This is a genomic window from Cloacibacillus evryensis DSM 19522 (assembly GCF_000585335.1).
Lineage (GTDB): Bacteria > Synergistota > Synergistia > Synergistales > Synergistaceae > Cloacibacillus > Cloacibacillus evryensis.
Window position 1 is genome coordinate 2,812,379 of the sequence record NZ_KK073872.1, and the last position, 18,007, is coordinate 2,830,385.

At 58.8% G+C, this 18,007-nt stretch carries 18 protein-coding genes and 1 riboswitch; of the genes, 12 read left to right on the forward strand and 6 right to left on the reverse strand.

The genetic code is table 11. The features are described from left to right. Positions 1-92 precede the first annotated feature (92 nt). Complete coding sequence (locus tag CLOEV_RS12620) at positions 93-1,289, reverse strand: hypothetical protein (protein WP_156938422.1); 1,197 nt, start codon at positions 1,287-1,289, stop codon at positions 93-95. 240 nt (positions 1,290-1,529) lie between these two features. Between CLOEV_RS12620 and CLOEV_RS12625 the strand changes: the two genes are divergently transcribed. The 6 genes from CLOEV_RS12625 to rd all read left to right on the forward strand — a co-directional run bounded on the left by CLOEV_RS12625 (position 1,530) and on the right by rd (position 7,368). Then, positions 1,530-3,464 (forward strand): transketolase, encoded by a 1,935-nt coding sequence (locus CLOEV_RS12625; RefSeq protein ID WP_034444128.1) that lies wholly within the window; start codon positions 1,530-1,532, stop codon positions 3,462-3,464. Then, on the forward strand, positions 3,461-4,369 hold the full coding sequence (locus tag CLOEV_RS12630) for a tRNA (adenine-N1)-methyltransferase (protein ID WP_034444130.1): 909 nt from the start codon (positions 3,461-3,463) through the stop codon (positions 4,367-4,369). Before CLOEV_RS12625 ends, CLOEV_RS12630 begins: the two co-directional genes overlap by 4 nt. 10 nt (positions 4,370-4,379) lie before the next feature. Next, the gene (locus CLOEV_RS12635; protein ID WP_034444133.1) at positions 4,380-4,928 is read left to right on the forward strand and encodes an epoxyqueuosine reductase QueH; all 549 of its coding nucleotides are present in this window, start codon (positions 4,380-4,382) and stop codon (positions 4,926-4,928) included. Between the two features lie 131 nt (positions 4,929-5,059). Continuing rightward, positions 5,060-6,058, forward strand: a complete 999-nt coding sequence (locus tag CLOEV_RS12640) for an AIR synthase related protein (protein ID WP_008713489.1) — start codon at positions 5,060-5,062, stop codon at positions 6,056-6,058. Continuing rightward, a complete protein-coding gene (locus tag CLOEV_RS12645; RefSeq protein WP_034444136.1) occupies positions 6,048-7,136 on the forward strand; it encodes a M24 family metallopeptidase in 1,089 nt (362 codons plus the stop codon). The genes CLOEV_RS12640 and CLOEV_RS12645 overlap by 11 nt, the downstream gene beginning before the upstream one ends. Positions 7,137-7,215: 79 nt before the next feature. Further along, positions 7,216-7,368, forward strand: a complete 153-nt coding sequence (gene rd / locus CLOEV_RS12650; RefSeq protein ID WP_008713493.1) for a rubredoxin — start codon at positions 7,216-7,218, stop codon at positions 7,366-7,368. Positions 7,369-7,497: 129 nt separating this feature from the next. Here rd and CLOEV_RS12655 read toward each other — a convergent pair whose 3' ends face one another. After that, positions 7,498-8,259, reverse strand: a complete 762-nt coding sequence (locus tag CLOEV_RS12655) for an HD domain-containing protein (RefSeq protein ID WP_084482389.1) — start codon at positions 8,257-8,259, stop codon at positions 7,498-7,500. 289 nt (positions 8,260-8,548) lie between these two features. On the opposite strand from CLOEV_RS12655, the gene CLOEV_RS12660 reads away from it, so the two are divergent. Then, positions 8,549-8,812 (forward strand): hypothetical protein, encoded by a 264-nt coding sequence (locus CLOEV_RS12660; protein ID WP_034444138.1) that lies wholly within the window; start codon positions 8,549-8,551, stop codon positions 8,810-8,812. Positions 8,813-8,932: 120 nt separating this feature from the next. On the opposite strand, the gene CLOEV_RS12665 is transcribed toward CLOEV_RS12660, so the two are convergent. Continuing rightward, positions 8,933-9,598: a Crp/Fnr family transcriptional regulator gene (locus CLOEV_RS12665; protein ID WP_008713498.1), complete on the reverse strand. Its 666-nt coding sequence runs from the start codon at positions 9,596-9,598 to the stop codon at positions 8,933-8,935. 131 nt (positions 9,599-9,729) lie between these two features. Here CLOEV_RS12665 and CLOEV_RS12670 point away from each other — a divergent pair, with 131 nt between their 5' ends. Then, on the forward strand, positions 9,730-10,440 hold the full coding sequence (locus tag CLOEV_RS12670; protein ID WP_034444141.1) for a 4Fe-4S binding protein: 711 nt from the start codon (positions 9,730-9,732) through the stop codon (positions 10,438-10,440). 59 nt (positions 10,441-10,499) lie between these two features. Continuing rightward, the gene (hcp, locus tag CLOEV_RS12675) at positions 10,500-12,077 is read left to right on the forward strand and encodes a hydroxylamine reductase (protein WP_174401624.1); all 1,578 of its coding nucleotides are present in this window, start codon (positions 10,500-10,502) and stop codon (positions 12,075-12,077) included. Positions 12,078-12,516: 439 nt separating this feature from the next. Here the strand turns inward: hcp and CLOEV_RS12680 are convergent, their stop codons facing one another. Further along, the gene (locus CLOEV_RS12680) at positions 12,517-12,945 is read right to left on the reverse strand and encodes a hypothetical protein (RefSeq protein WP_034444144.1); all 429 of its coding nucleotides are present in this window, start codon (positions 12,943-12,945) and stop codon (positions 12,517-12,519) included. A gap of 158 nt (positions 12,946-13,103) precedes the next feature. On the opposite strand from CLOEV_RS12680, the gene rhuM reads away from it, so the two are divergent. After that, on the forward strand, positions 13,104-13,445 hold the full coding sequence (gene rhuM, locus CLOEV_RS12685; protein ID WP_218915524.1) for a RhuM family protein: 342 nt from the start codon (positions 13,104-13,106) through the stop codon (positions 13,443-13,445). Between the two features lie 237 nt (positions 13,446-13,682). On the opposite strand, the gene pdxT is transcribed toward rhuM, so the two are convergent. After that, positions 13,683-14,243 (reverse strand): pyridoxal 5'-phosphate synthase glutaminase subunit PdxT, encoded by a 561-nt coding sequence (gene pdxT, locus CLOEV_RS12690; protein WP_034444147.1) that lies wholly within the window; start codon positions 14,241-14,243, stop codon positions 13,683-13,685. Beyond that, positions 14,243-15,121 carry a pyridoxal 5'-phosphate synthase lyase subunit PdxS gene (gene pdxS / locus CLOEV_RS12695; protein WP_008713506.1) on the reverse strand — a complete coding sequence of 293 codons (879 nt, stop codon included), beginning with the start codon at positions 15,119-15,121 and terminating at the stop codon, positions 14,243-14,245. Before pdxS ends, pdxT begins: the two co-directional genes overlap by 1 nt. Before the next feature lie 124 nt (positions 15,122-15,245). On the opposite strand from pdxS, the gene CLOEV_RS12700 reads away from it, so the two are divergent. After that, positions 15,246-16,595 carry an aminotransferase-like domain-containing protein gene (locus CLOEV_RS12700; RefSeq protein WP_051485077.1) on the forward strand — a complete coding sequence of 450 codons (1,350 nt, stop codon included), beginning with the start codon at positions 15,246-15,248 and terminating at the stop codon, positions 16,593-16,595. 219 nt (positions 16,596-16,814) lie between these two features. Continuing rightward, complete coding sequence (locus CLOEV_RS12705; protein ID WP_034444151.1) at positions 16,815-17,621, forward strand: ZIP family metal transporter; 807 nt, start codon at positions 16,815-16,817, stop codon at positions 17,619-17,621. Positions 17,622-17,899: 278 nt separating this feature from the next. Further along, a riboswitch (cyclic di-GMP riboswitch) is annotated at positions 17,900-17,984 on the forward strand. Positions 17,985-18,007 lie beyond the last annotated feature (23 nt).

Below are 18,007 nucleotides of genomic sequence, written 5' to 3' on the forward strand. Positions count from 1 at the left end.
ATTTTACAAACGTTCGCAAGCAAAAACGTCTGTTCCGCCGGCGGTACCAGCCGCCTGTGACACGGGCGGCTGGTACCGCCGGCAGCTCTTTATTAAAGCAGTCCGATAAAAATACCGGCAATGATGACGGAGGTGATCGTTACCGTCACAAAGCCGCCGACGATCATCTGCGGCAGCATCGCGTCCAGCAGATATTGGTGCTCCTCGGGCGTCTCGGCGAGAGCCTTGACCGACTCCTCGGTGAGGATGTAGTTCGGCGGGAAGCCGTAGAGCGCCGTCAGCGAAGTCGCGAAGGCCATCTCCCAGCTCACCTTGAGTATCCTGCCGGCTATTATCGAAAGCACCGCCATGCCAGCGACGCCGACGACGATGATCGTCAGCATCGGCCCGATGCACTCGCCGAGCATCTGCGGCGTCGCGTCCTTGAGCCCCGCGAAGACGAAGATCATCAGCACATACATGAGGAAGCCGTAGGAGCCGGCCTTATGCAGCGCGTCCTTCTCCAGGAACCCGAGCTCGGTGAATACGATGCCGAAGAGCAGCGCCAGGACCGCCATGTTGATGCCCGTGAGCTTGGCCGCGAGACTGGCCAGATACGCGGAGAACATCAGCTTCGCGAGGATGAGCGCCGTCGACGAATATTTCGCGGGGATCTCGGGGAAGATGCGGTATTTAAGGACGTCACCCGTAGCCATGTTGCCGACGACGGTGTCGACTTTTTCATTTTTGTTGACATGGACTTCGCCGCTGCGGTATTTTTTAAGCAGCCGGCGTCCCTCAAGTTTGAGGCAGACGGCGGTCAGCGGGTAGCCGAAGAACCCCTGCACGGCGTACATCGCGATCGCGAGTACGGCGGCGGTCGTCAGCCCCTTCTCCGCGGCGGCGGTGTTCATCATCGTCGCCGCGACGATGCCGCCCGTGAGCGGCGGCAGTCCCGCGATGACGTAGGCGCGTCCGACGAGCGGGATGCAGACGAACCAGCAGAGGGCGACCATGCCGGCGAGTCCCGCGAGCGTGATGCAGATTATCTTCCACTGGTCAAGCAGCTGCCTGATGGAGATGATCGTTCCCATGTGGGTGATGCAGAGCATGATGACGAGCGTGCCTCCGAGCGGCGCGCCCATTCCCGCCAGAGCCACGATGTCCTTGGGGAAAAATGTCCAGTAACCGAAAAGAAAGAGCGACGCGATGACGAAGACAGACGGAATCCACGCCTTTGTCTTGGTGCCGACAAATTCGCCTATGTAATAGACGACGGCAAGAACTAAAAATGCCACGATACTGCTCATAAAAATTCCTCCTATGCAGATATTGTTGATGTAATCATTTTACAGTATTTAGCATCCGGTGTGTATCAGCCGCGTTAAAAATCCTTTAAAGTCACGCCTTTTGCCTGTTTTGCCGCCCCTTTACGTTAAATTCATATTTCCTCGGGAAAAATTCCCCAAATTGAGCGCTTTAGCTGTACAATTAGAAAAGTTATGTGTTTACATAATTCCCTTTGCATAATGAGAGGAGTTTTTTGTTAAATGAAGGTCACAGAGGAAATACGGGGTTTTAAGTCTGAGGGGATTAGCGCGGAGGGCGTCGCCGAACTGCGCGGGGCGGCGCGCGAGGCGCGCGTGTGGGCCGTCGTCGCGACGGCGGCGGCAAAGAGCGGGCATCCCGCGGGAGCGCTCTCGTCGATGGATATTTACATGACGCTGCTCGGCGCGGCGAACGTCACGCCGGAACTCGCGGACTCGCCGGAGCGGGACCGCATAGTCGTCAGCCACGGGCACACTTCGGCTGGCTTCTACGCGGCGCTCGCCGAATACGGCTTCTTCCCCGCGCATGAGATGGCGGCGAACTTCCGCCGCGCCGGCAGCCCCTATCAGGGACATGTCGAGCGCGACGTTCCCGGCGTCGATTGGGGCACCGGCAACCTCGGACAGGGACTCGCGGCGGGCGTCGGCTTCGCTCTCGCGGCCCGCGCACGCGGCTCGCGGGCGCACACCTGGGTCGTCATGGGAGACGGCGAACAGGTCAAGGGACAGGTCGCCGAGGCGCGCAGGATCGCGGCAAAAGAGAAACTCACCAATATCACCGCGTTAGTGGACTGGAACGACATCCAGATAAGCGGCCGCCTCGAAGAGGTGATGCCGGTAAACATCCCCGCGCTCTGGGCCGCCGACGGCTGGCTGGTGACGGAGTGCGACGGACACGACTACGAGGCGCTCTACAGGGCGATGAAGGCGGCGAAGGGTTCGCCCGTGCCGACGGTCATCCTCTGCCGGACGACGATGGGCAAGGGGGTCTCTTTTATGGAGAACATCCCCGACTACCACGGCAAACCGGCCGCTGGAGAAAAGCTCGAGCTGGCGCTTAAGGAGCTTGGCAGCGACATCTCCGTGTTCAACGCGGCGCTCGCGGAGCGCAAGGGCCCCCTGCCCAAAGGCCGCCGCATCACGCCGGAAAAACCGGTGCTTGAGCTCGGCGTTCCGCACACCTATACAAGGGAAGATAAGAAGGACAACCGCGGCGCCTTCGGCAAGGCCCTCGCGGAGGTCGGCGAACTCAACTATAAAAAAGAGGGCGCGACGCCGATGCTCGTATTCGACTGCGACCTCGCCGGTTCGGTAAAGGTCGACGGCTTCGCGAAGGTCTGCCCCGACAATTACGTGGAGGCCGGCATCCAGGAGCATACGACGGCGACCGCCGCCGGCGCGGCGTCGGCCGCGGGAGTCGTCTCCGTGTGGGCCGACTTCGGCGTCTTCGCGAGCGACGAAGTATATAACCAGCAGCGGCTCAACGACATCAACCGCGCCGGCGCGAAGACGGTGCTCACCCACACGGGGCTTGACGTCGGAGAGGACGGCATGACGCACCAGTGCATCGACTACGTCGGCCTCTTCCGCAACACCTTCGGCTGGAACGTAGTCGTTCCCGCCGACCCGAACCAGACCGACCGCGCGACGCGCTGGATGCTCGCGGAACCCGGCAACGTCTGCCTCGCGATGGGGCGCAGCGTGCTGCCAGTGATCCTGAAAGAGGACGGCACGCCATTCTACGGCGAAGGCTACGAGTTCCGTAACGGCGCGATAGACCTGCTGCGCGACGGGACTGACGTCGCCATCCTCGCGATGGGACACCTCGCGGGACGCGCCGTCGAAGCGCGCGAACTGCTCGCGAAAGAGGGGATCAGCGCCAGGGTGCTGCACTGCGCGACGCCGCTTTCGATGGACGAAAACGAGCTGTTCACGCTTGTGGGAGAGCTGCCGCTCCTCACCTGCGAGGACCATCACGCCGACACCGGGATCGGGGCGGTCGCCGCGCTGGCCTTCGCGCGCGCCGGCAAGGCGGTCAGGATAAAGAACCTCGGCGTGACGCGCTACGGCCTTTCGGGCTCAAACGGCGACGTCCTCGCCGACATGGGGCTCGACGCCGACGGGATCGCCGGCGGAGCGAAGGAACTGCTTAAATGATCCAGGCGGGAGACCTCGTATTTATCTGGAACCCCAAAAAAGGAGACAGTTTTCTCGTCAAAGTGCAGCCGGGGCAGAGCCAGGGCACGCACTTCGGGCAGATAAAGCATGCCGACCTCATGGAACACGACTACGGCGAAGGCCTCCGCACCCCCAAGGGCGAGGTCTACTTCCTGCTCAGACCGACGCTCGGCGAGTACACGCGCCGCCTCAAAAGGCAGACGCAGATCGTCTTCCCCAAAGAGGCGGGCTTCATCATCGAACACCTCAACATCTTCCCTGGCTGCACCGTCGTGGAATGCGGCACCGGTTCCGGCAGCCTCTGCTGCACCTTCGCCCACTTCGTCGGCGATACGGGAAAGGTCTGCACATACGACCGCCGCGAGGAATTCTCCGCGCTCGCGCGCAAGAACGCCGAAAAATGGGGCGTGGCGCACCGCATAGAGTTCAACGTCCGTTCGCTCGACGAGGGCTTTAAGGAACGCGGCGCAGACGCCGTATTCCTCGACGTCCCGACACCGTGGGACTATATCGACAAGGCCTACGAGGCGCTCGCGCCGGGCAACCATCTCGGCATCCTCGTGCCGACGACGAACCAGATCTCCGAGACGCTGCGCGCGCTTCAGGAATTCGGCTTCGCCGACGTGCAGGTGGTCGAGATAATGCTGCGCTACTTCAAGACCGAACCGAACAGGATACGCCCCGAGGATATGATGATCGGTCATACCGGCTACCTTATCTTCGCCGTTAAAACCCTGCCGCTGCCGGAGATAAAGGCGGAGGAAAGTCCAGAATCCTCCCGCGCGGAGGCGGAGACAGAACCTTCGGCGCTTCCAAAATGCGAAGCGCCGGCCGGGGACGCCGCCGCGGACGCCCCCTCCGCCGTTAAGGGACCCTGCATATAGAGGCGGCGGATTGAACGAGAAAAGGCTCCTGCTGCACATATGCTGCGCGCCTGACGCCACAGTCCCGTGGCCCTCGCTGATCGGCGAGGGCTGCGAGACCGCCGGCTATTTTTACGGCGGCAACATCCACCCTCGCGAGGAATATGACCGGAGGGCGGCGGCGGTCTCCGCGCTGGCCGGGCACACAGGCGCGGAGGTATTCCTGGCGGACTATGCGCCGGGACCGTGGTTTGAAGCGGTGCGCGGCCTCGAACAAGAACCTGAGCGCGGCGCGCGCTGCCGAAGATGCTTCGAGACGCAGCTCGCCTCCGCCGCCGAATGGGGGGCGCGGGGCGGATTCACTCATCTCTGCACGACGCTCACCATCAGCCCGCACAAGGACGTGAACCTGATCAACGAGATCGGCGCCCGCGCCGCCGCCGCCCGAGGCCTCGTATGGGTGGAAAGGGTCTGGCGCAAGGCGGATGGCTTCAAGCGATCCGTTGAGATAAGCAAAGAGCTCGGCCTCTACCGGCAGAACTACTGCGGCTGTATTTTTTCAAAGAACATAGAGTTATAATCATAGGACAAACTGATTCGGAGAGACCTCTCCCGGGCCTCGCGCGCGGGGGTTGGCTTTTGCTATCAGGGACTATTCCTCCGGAAACCTGAACGGACATATAAAAAGACCACTGACCAGAGGTGAGCGAAATGACAGACAAACCGAAAACAAAACTCCCTTCGGGAAAACTCTCGCCCGAGGCGCTCAAGCGCAACGTCCTTTCTTACGTCGGCGCGCCGCGCCCCGAGGTGCTGATCGGCCCCGGAGTCGGCGAGGACGCCGCCGTCATCAAATGGCCGGAAGGGAAATATATGGTCTTCGCCTCCGACCCGATCGTCGGCGCCGAAAGCGGCGCGGGGCGGCTGCTCGTGAGAATAAACTCCAACGACATCGCCTCCAAGGGCGGCGACCCCGCCTACCTTACGGTGACGCTGATCCTGCCGCCCTCCCTCGGCGAAGAGGGCGCGGCGCGCATCATGAGCGAGATCGACGAGGAATGCCGGGCGCAGGGCATCGCCGTCGCCGGCGGACATACGGAGTTCAACGACCGCTACGACCGCCCCGTGATCATGGGCGCGCTCGTCGGCACCGCCGACAGGGTGATGCGCGCGACCGACATCTCGGAGGGCGATCTGCTGATCGTGACGAAACATCTCGGCATCGAGGGCATGTCGATATTGGCACTCGACCGCCCTGACCTGCTCGCGCCCTTCATGAGCGAGGATGAGATCGCCGAGATACTCTCATGGTCGGAGATGACCTCGGTGCTCGCGGAGTCCCGCCTGCTGCGCCCCTATGCGAAATTCATGCACGACCCTACCGAGGGCGGCTTCATGGGCGGCCTCGATGAAATATGTTCGCTCTGCGGCCTCAAAGCCGAGCTGGACCGCGAAGCGCTGGCGATACATCCGCTGACGCGCCGCGCCGCTAAAGAGCTGGACTTCGATCCCCTGCACCTGATCGCCTCCGGCAGCATGCTCGCGGCAGTGCCGGAACGCTATGCGAAGGCCGCGCGCTCCGCTCTTGAGGCGGCGGGGATCGAATCGGCGGTCGCGGGGCGCATGGGCGGCAGGCTCGAAACGCCCCTTCCCGAACCGAAGGAAGAACTCTGGCGCCTGCTCAAAATGGAGAAAAAAGATGCGCGCTGACATCCTGCGCCGCACCGAGCGGCTCGCGAAAGAGCTCAGAGCGCGGGGAGCGGATGCCTTCGTCATCGTCAACGACGAAGATACGAACTGGGAGAGCCTGTTCTACATGAGCGGCTTCCGCGGAACGGCCGGCTCGCTGGCGGTCTACGCGGACGGCGAGGCAGAACTGACGCTCGACGGGCGTTACGCCGCGCAGGGACGGGAACAATCGCCGCATAGAGTCCTTGAGCAGAAGACGAGCCTCGAGGACGACCTGACGGAAAACCTCAAAAGGCATGGCTCGCGGGAGATACTCTGCGAGGCCGGCAAGACTTTCCACGGCACCTGGGAAAAATTATCCTCGGCAGGCGGACGCTGGCGCGACGGCGGCGCCGTCATGAGAGAACTCCGCCGCGAAAAGGACGCGGGAGAGGTGGAAGAGATAAAGAGGGCCGCCGCGATCGGCGCCGAAGCCTTCCTGGAGACGCTCGACTGCGCGAAGCCCGGAATGACGGAAAAGGCCTTTGAAGCGCTGCTCAACTACAAGATAAGCCTCCTCGGAGGCGGTCCCGGCTTCGACATGATCGTCGCCTCCGGCCTTCGCAGCGTCATGCCGCACGGGCGCGCGAGCGAAAAGACGATGGAGGCGGGAGAGTGGGTCACCGTAGACTACGGCGCGCGCTGGAACGGCTATTTTTGCGACATTACGAGAAATTTTTCCATCGGGAAACCAAGCGGAGAGGCCGCGGAGATGCACGAGCTGCTGCGCAGGGCGCATAACGAGACGGCGGCGATGCTGCGCGCCGGCGTCTCCGGCGCCGGCGTTCACAAAAGAGCCGTGGAAATATTCGCCGCCGAGGGCAAAGACGGCTGCTTTACCCACAGCCTCGGCCACGGGTTCGGCCTTGAGATACACGAGGCCCCGCTGCTATCGCCGAGGCGCGACGACATCCTGCGGGCCGGGGACGTCGTGACCATCGAACCGGGACTCTATATACCGGGCTTCGGAGGCATGAGGCTGGAGGACGACTACCTCGTCACGGAAGACGGAGCCGAAAGATTAACGAAAAAACTAAATCAGTGTTTTTACAGTATTTAAAATTAAATTAAAACTGTTATAATCATTCTTAGTTTTTTAAGGTTAAAAATCTTAAATAAACCAAAGGAGAGAGAAATTTATGAAAAAGTACGTCTGCACCGTATGCGGTTATGTATATGATCCCGAAGCCGGCGATCCCGATTCCGGGATAGCCCCCGGCACAGCCTTTGAGGACATCCCAGACGATTGGGTCTGCCCCGTCTGCGGCGTCGGCAAAGATATGTTCGAATAGAAAACGGCGCGCATAAGCGCCGTTTTCTTTATGCCGCCATATTTACCCTCGCCCTCGGCCCTCCCGCAATATTTCGCTTCGCCGCGGGCCCTCCCGCGCTGCGATTTTTCAGATGTTGAGATCTGTTCCCTAAAACTCGTCGATCTTTTTCATCAAGCCGCCGACCACGTCGGCGACCGGGTATTCTTTGAGATCGTCGGCTATCCGCCGGAATATCCCCTCTTCTTTCAGCGTAACGACCGAGACCGGATAATTCAGGTCAAGCGCCCAGGTAAGCTGTATCAGCCGGTAGTCCTGCAGCGAACGCGCGTTGGCGTAAGAACCGCGTCCCGTGGCGCGGACCTCTTCCACGAGCGCGGGCGAAAGCCCGCTGACCTTTTTATGGCGCGGCAGCATCTCATATACGGTGCCGTTGTCAATGCGGCTCTGCACCATGCGGAAGACGTCTATCTTGTCCGCGTCGCGTATGAGGGCGCACCAGCGGTAGATCGAGAGCGGCACGTCGGCCGGTATTTCGATCTTGTTATGGTGGCGCACCGCCGCCAGCACTTTCTCTTTATCGCCCCTATCGATGCCCTCCCAGTCAAAGAGTCCGGCCAGTATCTCCGCTCCGCGATCGCCGTGGTCGAAACTCGCGCTGTCCTGAAAGGTCTGATAATCACGGTATTGGGAAAACCTCGCCGTGTCGTGCAGCAGCCCCACGGCGTGGGCAAGCCAGGCGTCATTCTCCTCGCGCCATTCAAGCGACTCGGCGATCGCCGAGGCCAGCCGCTGCACGCGGAAGCTGTGCCTTCTCTTGAGCTCCTGCATCCGGGCGAGCTCTCCCTCTATCCTGAATGAATCAACGTAATCGTTGAACCATCTTTCCGTCTTTTCGCTGGAATACATCATTAAAAGCCCCCAATCTCACGAAATTATACAACAGTAAGCGGATAACTGCTCCGCAATCGCGCCGGCCGCCCCGCTTAAACTAAAAAAACGGCCCTTAAAACCTTTCATCGCCGCTCTTTTCACTAAATCGTGCCGTCATAAAGCGATTTAAGCCATTCACGCCGCCCTTCCTAGGTATATTGGCCTTGTTGGCGGCTCCCTCATTTGAGAAGATGCTGCATGTGATATACGCCGGAAACAGGTATCTGACGACAGCAATCTAAAAATACCATTCAAGGGGGAAATAAAGATGGCAGTAAAGAACGACGAAGAGATCAAGAAAAGCCTGGATATGCTCGAGGCTCACACCGGCCCGTATGACGAAAAGTTCGCGAAGTCGCACGCGGAAGACATCCACGCGATGGCAGACCGCCTTTCCGGAAAGAAGGACGACCTCTGGCAGCGTACGAAGAAATGGTTCGACGATCACTACGATCATCTGAAAGACCATTTGCACGACGACAAGGAGAAGATCGAGACACACATCCACCGCCATAAAGAGGAAAAGAAATAGCGTTAAAGCCGGCAAAAGCCCCGCCAGCGAGCGCCTCCAGCTTCGCGGACGGGGCTTTTGTCATAAATGACGGGGCTTAAAGCGCCGCCGTATACGGACAAAAGGAATGCCTCCCGCGGCTCAGCCTTGTCTGAGGCGAAAATGGCTCTTATAAAAATCGAGCAGCCCCTCGTCTCGCATTTTGGAAAGCTCGCCCGACATCGCGCTGCGGTCTACGGAGAGATAGTCGGCGAGCTGCTGGCGGTTGAAGGTTATATCGAACTCAGGGCTTCCGAGGCGCATAGACTCGGCGGAGAGATAGGAGAGCAGCTTCTGGCGGGTGGTGCGCTGCGCCATGTGCGTGAGTTTGTCGTTGAAGCGCAGATTCTTTTCGGCGAGGACGGAGAGCAGGTTTCTAAGCAGCCGCGAGTGGAATTCACAGGCGGAACTGCAAGTCGTGAGGACGCGGCGCACGTTCATAAACATAACCGCGGCGGCCTCGGCGGCCACGACGCTGACGCCGAGCGCGGCGCCGGGCGTACAGGCGTAGCTTTCGGCGAATATCTGTCCGGGCCCGATCTCCGTCACGATGTTCCTGTTGCCCCAGAAGTCTTCCTTGACAATGTGGACGGAGCCGCTCAGCACCATTCCGATAGCCTCGGTGCTGTCGCCGAAACGCATCACGAACTCGTGCCGCGCATATTTTCTCGCCTTCACCGAAAGGCAGCCGAGCATCGCCTCGATCTCACTCTCCTCTATACCTTTGAAGAGCGGTGATTTTTTTATCGTCTCAAGATATTTTTTCATATTTCTCCTTTTTGTTGTTTATACAACCGATTCATTATATTTATTGTAGTATCCTCTAAACGTAAAAGCAAGAGAGCCAGAAAATCAATAAAAATAAATATTGAAGATAAACAGGTTTGGGAGGAAAAGCGATGTTAAGGAGAATAATCGAGATAGACGAAACAAAATGCAACGGCTGCGGCGCCTGCGCCGACGCCTGCCACGAGGGCGCGATCGCGATGGTAGGCGGCAAGGCGAAGCTGATGCGCGACGATTACTGCGACGGTCTCGGGGACTGCCTGCCCGCCTGCCCCGCCGGAGCGATCACCTTCGTGGAGCGTGAGGCGGCGGCCTATGACAAAGAGGCGGCGTCGGCAAATATAGCCGCGAAGAGGACGGCAGGCGGCAGCCTGCCCTGCGGCTGCCCGGGGACTCACTCGCGCGGGATCACACGCATGGAGCGGGAGACAGAGGCGGAAGCCTGCCGTCCCCAGGCCGCTTCACGGCTCTCGCAGTGGCCGGTCCAGATAAAATTGGTCCCCGTAAACGCGCCCTATTTCGACGGGGCAAAGCTGCTCGTCGCCGCCGACTGCACGGCCTTCGCGCGCGCCGATTTCCACGAGCGGTTCATCAAGAACCACGTGACGCTGGTCGGCTGCCCGAAGCTCGACGCCGGCGACTATTCGGAAAAGCTTACTGAAATACTGAAGAACAACGATATCAAAAGCGTTACCGTCGTGCGTATGGAGGTGCCGTGCTGCGGCGGCATCGAGGCGGCGGTGAAGAAGGCGCTGCAGGCCAGCGGGAAATTCATTCCCTGGCAGGTCGCAACCATCTCCGTAGAGGGAGAGATCATCGATTAGGACCGGCGCGGACGGCACTATGACCGGTGGCTCCGCAAATCATGAAGGGAGAGATAATCATGGAAGAGAAGATGTTTTGTTTTCAATGCGAACAGACGGCCGGCGGCAAAGGCTGCATGGGAAGGGCGGGCGTCTGCGGCAAACCGGCGGATACGGCGCTGCTGCAGGATGAGCTGACAGGGGCCCTGATCGGCCTTGCGCGCGCCGCGAACGGGAAAAGCCCGTCGGAGAGCGCGGACAGGGCGATGCTCGCGGGGCTCTTCACCACGGTGACTAACGTAAACTTCGACAGCGGCACCGTAAAAGAAATGACCGGCAAGGTGCGGGCCGAGGAACAGAAGCTCGCGGGATGTTCGTGCGGCTGCGGATGCGGCGAGTATGACGTGAGGGGGCTGTGGGATGCGGACGAGGACGTCCGCTCGCTAAAATCACTGATCCTCTTCGGGCTGCGCGGCATGGCGGCCTACGCCTACCACGCGATGGTCCTCGGCTATAGCGACAGGGAGGTCAACGACTTCTTTTACGAGGCGCTCGCCGCGATAGGACGCGAAAATACGATGGATGCGCTGCTGCCGCTCGTCCTTAAAACGGGGGAGGTCAACCTCCGCTGCATGGAGCTGCTAGACAGGGCGAACACCGGCACCTTTGGGACGCCGGAACCGACCACCGTATCTTTTAAGGTCGAAAAGGGCCCCTTCATCGTCATCAGCGGCCACGACCTGCGCGACCTGAAACTGCTGCTTGACCAGAGCGCGGGCAAGGGCGTCAATATCTACACGCACGGTGAAATGCTGCCGGCGCACGCCTACCCGGAACTGAAAAAGTACCCGCACCTCAAAGGCAATTTCGGCACCGCCTGGCAGAACCAGCAGCGGGAGTTCGACGGCGTACCCGCGCCGATACTCTTCACCACGAACTGCCTGATGCCGGTCAAGCCCTCGTACGCGGACCGCGTCTTCACCACCGAAGTGGTCTCCTATCCCGGTCTGGTCCACATCGGCGAGGACAAAGATTTCGCCCCCGTCATCGCCAAAGCCATTGAGCTCGGCGGCTGGAGCGGGGATAAGAGCTTTACGGGCATCAACGGCGGCGGCCATACCGTGACCGGCTTCGGCCACGGCGCGGTGCTCGCCGCCGCGGATAAGGTCGTGGAGGCGGTAAAATCGGGAGCGATACGCCGCTTCTTCCTCGTCGGCGGCTGCGACGGCGCGAAACCCGGACGCAACTACTACACGGAGTTCGTTGAGAAGAGCCCCGCGGACACGATAATCCTCACGCTCGCCTGCGGCAAGTACCGCTTCAACGACCTCGACCTCGGTACGATCGGCGGCTTCCCGCGCATCATGGACATGGGACAGTGCAACGACGCTTACAGCGCGATCCGCGTCGCCGTGGCGCTCTCGGAGGCATTCAAATGCGGCGTCAACGACCTGCCGCTCACGCTCGTACTCTCATGGTATGAACAAAAGGCCGTCTGCATCCTGCTGACGCTGCTCCACCTCGGGATAAGGAACATCCTGCTCGGCCCGACGCTCCCGGCCTTCGTCTCGCCGAACGTGCTCAACTTCCTTGTCGAACACTACAACATCGCCCCCATCGGCACGCCGGAGGCGGATCTGAAAAAAATCCTCGGATAACATTACTGTAATAGAACGAACGGGAGGCCGGAGGCGCGTCATAACGACAGCCTCCGGCCTTTCTTCATATAGGGAGGGACAACGACTGCCGTAATTGATCTACCTTTGCCCACATAATATCTTATTTACTATTAAAGAATAAATACTGTCGCCCCAATTATAAGTGACCGTATTATATTTTGTCCGCCATACAAATAGAGGCAAGAAAAGAGAGACAAGAGATAAAAACTCTTGTCTCTCTTTTCTTCTATTAGGTATTTTTATTTTATCGACTTTATCAAGCGAGATTCTTAACGAATTAAGATTTTTAGGTAGTGCCAAGAGGGACGTTTTTCCCTTAATCTCCAAGTTCTCCAAACCACAAAAATCCAGGTGTGCGTCGAAACTTCTCAAAGCAGATTTTCTCCGTTCGGCGGGATGGCGCTCTTTAGGGAAACAATCAATGTATTACGCCTGGATTCACATTTGGATAAGGCCCCGCCTTGCGGCAGTGCTGCTTTTCGTAAGTCGTATCGTCGATGATGAAGACGTTCACACGTTCTTTCGAGGTAAGTCTTTCAAGAAAGCATGTTACGATCTTTGCCGCCAGCACCGTCGTAAAATTGAGCCAGTTGATGCTCGTAGAATTGAGAAATCTGTAAAACGTATCTTTGGCGCATAGATCAGACCTTTTAAGTTCCTCAAACAGGCCTCGGTGTAAAAACAAAAGCTCGAAAAGTTTATGGAACAGTAAGACAGACTGTATCCCCTTTTCCTTGTAAACGTTGGAACGCCTCAGAAGTTTTGAAAGCTCACAATTCCTGAAGAAAGCGTCGATGGTTGTTATAAGTTCATTTTCTTTTGTGTCTTCATATGCTATTCTATTCATGGCATGAGGCCCTCCTGCGGTTTTGTTTTCGACGATAAAATCATGGCAGAAAAGGACTCATGCCGCTTCTTTTTGGCCTGAAAATATTGAGTTTTCAAGGTGCGTGCGATGTTTTGCTAGTGCGAAGTTTCAGAATAAAAACATAAGGATGGTATTTCTTGAACAACAAACCTAATACAGATATCGTCATGTACACCACTGATGATGGTACGACAAAAATAGAAGCAACCTTTGATAAGGATACCGTATGGCTGTCCATTGACCAGATGGCAGAATTATTTCAGCGTGACCGCAGTGTTATCGGAAAACATGTGCGTAATGCGTTTAAAGAAGGAGAACTGGTTAAAGATTCAGTGTGGGCAAAATTTGCCTACACTGCTGCTGATGGAAAAGATTATAATGTCGATTATTATAATCTTGATGTCATTATTTCCGTGGGTTACCGTGTAAAGTCTGTTTTAGACGCACAACTGTCCCACCCCCATCCGGAATCATGTTAGTGAGAGTCCAATAAAAACACGATATTTCGGACAGATTTGATCATGATACGACAATGAAATACACAGTATAAAAAATGACCATGCTTGAACATTTCTACTCTTGCATGGCCATTTTCTGTTGCACCCGCTTGAAGGTGTCACTCAAAATTTACCTGCTATTGTAAATCCCTAAGTGAATGCTCCCTAACGGAGGCCTCGTCCCGCTTAAATTATTTTAAAAAAAATACATCCCGCCGGCTAAATCATCGCGAGAAAATACCTGTGCACTCGCTCGTCTCCGGTGACCTCGGGATGAAAGGCGGTGACTAGCATGTTTTTCTCACGCGCCGCCGTGATCAGCCCTTCGTGCTCGGAGAGGACCTCAACGCCCTCCCCCGCTGCCGAGATATAGGGCGCGCGGATGAAGGGCATTTCGACCCCCTTCATGCCCGCGAACTCCCCGCGCGCGATGAAACTGCCAAGCTGACGGCCGTAGCCGTTGCGGCGCACGGTGATGTCCATCGCCGCGAAGTGGCGGCGTCCGTCGTTTTCGATATTTTTCGCGAGCAGGATCATCCCCGCGCAGGTGCCGTAGACGGGGAGGCCGTCCGCGATCATCCTTTCCATCGGCTCGAAGAGCCCCAGTTCGCGCAGCAGCTTTCCCTGCGCCGTGCTCTCTCCGCCGGGCAGGATCAGCGCGTCGAGCCCCTTGAGATCGGCGCGCCCGCGTATCCCGGCGGCCTCCGCGCCGATGCGTTCAAGCATCGCGCGGTGCTCCGCGAAGGCTCCCTGCACAGCGCAGACTCCGACGCGCTTCATTATTTTCCGCGCTCCGCCATCAGCACGGCAATCTCGCTCTCGTTGATGCCGACCATCGCGCCGCCGAGATCCTCCGATATTGCCGCCAATATTCCCGGATCATCATAATTCGTGACGGCCTTGACGATTGCCGCCGCCCGCTTTTCCGGATCGCCGGACTTGAAGATGCCGCTGCCGACAAAGACACCCTCCGCGCCAAGCAGCATCATCAGCGCCGCGTCGGCGGGAGTCGCCACGCCGCCCGCCGCGAAGTTGACGACCGGCAGCCTGCCCGTGTCGTGGACCTCGCGCAGCAGCGCGCAGGGGACCTGCAATTCCTTCGCCGCCTCAAAGAGCTCGTCGGCGCGCATCGATACCACGCGCGCGATCTCCGCCTGCATCGCGCGCATGTGGCGCACGGCCTGCACGACGTCGCCGGTCCCCGGTTCGCCCTTCGTGCGGATCATCGTCGCCCCCTCCTCTATGCGGCGCAGCGCCTCCGAAAGGTTACGCGCGCCGCAGACGAAGGGCACGCGGAACTGCGTCTTGTCGATGTGATAGGTATCGTCGGCTGGGCTCAGGACTTCGCTCTCGTCGATGTAATCTATCTCGATCGCCTCGAGGATGCGCGCCTCCGCGATGTGGCCGATACGGCACTTCGCCATCACGGGAATGCTGACGGCCTGCTGGATGCCCTTGATCATCTTCGGATCGCTCATGCGCGAAACGCCGCCCGCCGCGCGGATATCCGCCGGAATGCGCTCCAGCGCCATCACCGCGCAGGCCCCCGCCGCCTCGGCGACCTTCGCCTGTTCCGGCGTGGTGACGTCCATAATGACGCCGCCCTTGAGCATCTTCGCCAGGTCGCGGTTCAATTTTATCTGTTCCATGTTGTCCATCTTTTTTCTTCCTCCAACTCATCCTAAAAAACTTCACAGCTGTGTGATGTTGTTATATGATATATTTGTCATTGCTTCAATGGACAAATATTATTTATTTTAAGATGACAGATGAGGAGAACAAATGATCTTCGACTTCATACGCATAGAAAACGGCAGCGATACGGCGCTCTGGCGGCAGATATACGAACAGTTCGCCGCCGCGGTGGACGGCGGGAGGATCGCGCCGCTTACGAGGCTCCCTTCCATACGCGAACTCGCGGCGGGACTCTCCGTCAGCCGGTCGCCGGTCGAAAACGCATACGAGCGGCTCCACCTCGACGGATACATCGTAAGCCGCCCGAAGAGCGGCTGCTTCACCGCGCCGCGCAGGAGCGGAGGCGGCGCGCGGCGCGGCGTCAAGGCCGCAAGCATCACTGAAGCGCGGTATGACCTCAGCTCCGGCAGGATAGACGCAAAAAACACGGACATCTCCGCGTGGCGGCGCTGCCTGCGCTCCGCGCTCAAACGCGAGGATGAGATCACCTCGCGCGGCGATCCCTGCGGCGAACCGGAGCTGCGCCGCCAGCTCGCCGCCTACGCCTACCGCGCTCGCGGCGTGAAATGCGGCGCCGGTGAAATCATCACCGCCTCCGGCACCCAGCAGTTACTCTCGCTGCTCTGCCGCGCGCTTGGCGGCGGAGGGCGCGCGGTGCTTGAGAGCCCCGGCTTTGAACAGGGAGAACGGGTGCTGCGCGATTACGGCTGGGAGGTCTCCGTCGTTCCGGAATCGCCTGAGACAGTCTCGCGGCTCTACGATGCCGACATCTTCGTGGAAATAGCTTCAAAGCGCCCGCTGCGCACTCTCGCGCAGAGGACCCGGCGCAGAGGCGCGCTCGCGGAATGGGCGCGCGAGAACGGCCGCCTTATCGTCGAAGACGACTATAACGGCGAGCTGCGCTACCTTGCGCGCCCGATCCCGGCGATGCAGCCGCTCGCGCCGGAAAACGTCGTCTACATCGGCAGCTTCTCGCAGCTGCTGCTGCCCTCGGTGCGCGTCGCCTACATGGCGCTTCCGGCGCGGCTCGCGGAGAGCTGCGCGGCGGCGGCCGGCTTCTACGATCCGACATCTAGTAAAATCGAGCAGCTCGCGCTGGCCGAATACATCCGCGAGGGACATCTCGAACGCCACCTGCGGCGCTGCCGAAAGACATACCTGCGCAAAAGCCGCCTGCTCTCCGAGGCGCTGGGCTCCGCTTTCGGCGCCGCGTTTGAATGGCGGCTGCTCGAAACATCGACGTCATTCACGCTTCCCCTCTGCGGCAAGGCGGAAAAAATGCGGCAGGCGGCGCTCATGGAGGGAGTAAAAGTCGACGCCGGGAGAGACAATATCCTGCTCTCCTTCGCCGGCATCCCCGAGGAAGACATCAACGGCGCGGCGGCGGCCCTAAAACGCGCGTGGGAGCGCGTCATCAGGGGGGACGATAAAATGTAAATCGGCGTAAATCGGCGTTTAGAAGTGCGAGTTGCTAAATAAAATGGGGGCTCCGATACCGGAGCCGTATTTGTATACGGCGAGGATTCGGAGCCCCCGTTTTATGACGCAAATCGCGCTTATAAACGCCGATTTACCGATTTACCGATTTGCCTCGCCTTACAGGGTGATGTATAATCTTGATGCAAAGTAGAATAATTTTATTTTGGAGGCAGATAAATGGATTGGTTCGTTTCACAGCCGGCGCCGCTACAGGCTTTAATGGCGGGGATTTTCACCTGGGGCGTGACGGCGCTTGGGGCGGCGGGCGTATTCTTCGCCAAACGCCCGAGTCAAAAACTGCTCGACGTCATGCTTGGTTTTGCCGGCGGCGTGATGATCGCGGCGAGCTACTGGTCGCTGCTCGCACCAGCGATAGAAATATCGGAAGAGCTCGGCTACCCCGGATGGCTGCCGCCGGTGATCGGATTCCTCGCGGGCGGCGGAGCGCTGCGCCTGCTCGACATGGTCATGCCGCACCTCCACCCCGCGATGGCGGAGACGCATCCGGACGGGCCGCCCTCCACTCTGCGCCGCACGACGCTGCTCGTACTGGCGATAACGCTGCACAACATTCCCGAGGGGCTCGCCGTCGGCGTCGCCTTCGGAGCGATAGGGATGCTGCCCCAGGCGACGGTCGCCGGGGCGATCGCGCTCGCGCTCGGCATGGGACTGCAAAACTTCCCCGAGGGGCTGGCCGTCTCGATGCCGCTGCGCCGCGAGGGACTTACCCGCTCCAAAGCCTTCTTCTACGGCCAGCTCTCGGCGATCGTCGAACCGATATTCGCCTTCATCGGCGCGCTGCTCGTCTATATAGCGCGCCCGCTGCTGCCCTACGCGCTCGCCTTCGCCGCCGGCGCGATGATCTTCGTAGTCGTCGAAGAGACGGTCCCCGAGTCCCAGGCATCCGGCAACGGCGACATCGCGACGACGGGATTCCTCATCGGCTTCGCGGTGATGATGGTGCTCGACGTAGCGCTGGGTTAAATCCAAACAGTGATATCGACAGATACTCCGAGTATGCTAAAAAAAATCATACATAAGTGAAAGAAACGATACCCTGAATAACTCATCGATGGTAAATTTAGCCGTAAATACAGTGTTTTTAGCTTAAAACCAGATTTTAAGCAAAAATGGGACAAATAACATTAAAACGAGATAAATAACGCAAATTCCTTCATTTATCGTTTAATTGACCATATATTAAAACCATGCTAGAATGAACGAAAGATTTAAGCTAATAATGTTTGATTATGAACACACAAAAAAGTAAAAGGCAAGCCCGTTGAAAAACGGAGCACGCAAAACTATAGGGTCTTACCCCGTCAGGGATGACAGCCAGTTACCTTCAAAGGTCCCATCAGGACGTCGCC

What these genes read in the sequence shown, in the direction of transcription:
- CLOEV_RS12620 (WP_156938422.1), bottom strand. Translation starts at nt 1,289, where the DNA reads ATGAGCAGTATCGTGGCATTTTTAGTTCTTGCCGTCGTCTATTACATA.
- CLOEV_RS12625 (WP_034444128.1), top strand. Translation starts at nt 1,530, where the DNA reads ATGAAGGTCACAGAGGAAATACGGGGTTTTAAGTCTGAGGGGATTAGC.
- CLOEV_RS12630 (WP_034444130.1), top strand. Translation starts at nt 3,461, where the DNA reads ATGATCCAGGCGGGAGACCTCGTATTTATCTGGAACCCCAAAAAAGGA.
- CLOEV_RS12640 (WP_008713489.1), top strand. Translation starts at nt 5,060, where the DNA reads ATGACAGACAAACCGAAAACAAAACTCCCTTCGGGAAAACTCTCGCCC.
- CLOEV_RS12645 (WP_034444136.1), top strand. Translation starts at nt 6,048, where the DNA reads ATGCGCGCTGACATCCTGCGCCGCACCGAGCGGCTCGCGAAAGAGCTC.
- rd (WP_008713493.1), top strand. Translation starts at nt 7,216, where the DNA reads ATGAAAAAGTACGTCTGCACCGTATGCGGTTATGTATATGATCCCGAA.
- CLOEV_RS12655 (WP_084482389.1), bottom strand. Translation starts at nt 8,259, where the DNA reads ATGATGTATTCCAGCGAAAAGACGGAAAGATGGTTCAACGATTACGTT.
- CLOEV_RS12660 (WP_034444138.1), top strand. Translation starts at nt 8,549, where the DNA reads ATGGCAGTAAAGAACGACGAAGAGATCAAGAAAAGCCTGGATATGCTC.
- CLOEV_RS12665 (WP_008713498.1), bottom strand. Translation starts at nt 9,598, where the DNA reads ATGAAAAAATATCTTGAGACGATAAAAAAATCACCGCTCTTCAAAGGT.
- CLOEV_RS12670 (WP_034444141.1), top strand. Translation starts at nt 9,730, where the DNA reads ATGTTAAGGAGAATAATCGAGATAGACGAAACAAAATGCAACGGCTGC.
- hcp (WP_174401624.1), top strand. Translation starts at nt 10,500, where the DNA reads ATGGAAGAGAAGATGTTTTGTTTTCAATGCGAACAGACGGCCGGCGGC.
- CLOEV_RS12680 (WP_034444144.1), bottom strand. Translation starts at nt 12,945, where the DNA reads ATGAATAGAATAGCATATGAAGACACAAAAGAAAATGAACTTATAACA.
- pdxT (WP_034444147.1), bottom strand. Translation starts at nt 14,243, where the DNA reads ATGAAGCGCGTCGGAGTCTGCGCTGTGCAGGGAGCCTTCGCGGAGCAC.
- pdxS (WP_008713506.1), bottom strand. Translation starts at nt 15,121, where the DNA reads ATGGACAACATGGAACAGATAAAATTGAACCGCGACCTGGCGAAGATG.
- CLOEV_RS12700 (WP_051485077.1), top strand. Translation starts at nt 15,246, where the DNA reads ATGATCTTCGACTTCATACGCATAGAAAACGGCAGCGATACGGCGCTC.
- CLOEV_RS12705 (WP_034444151.1), top strand. Translation starts at nt 16,815, where the DNA reads ATGGATTGGTTCGTTTCACAGCCGGCGCCGCTACAGGCTTTAATGGCG.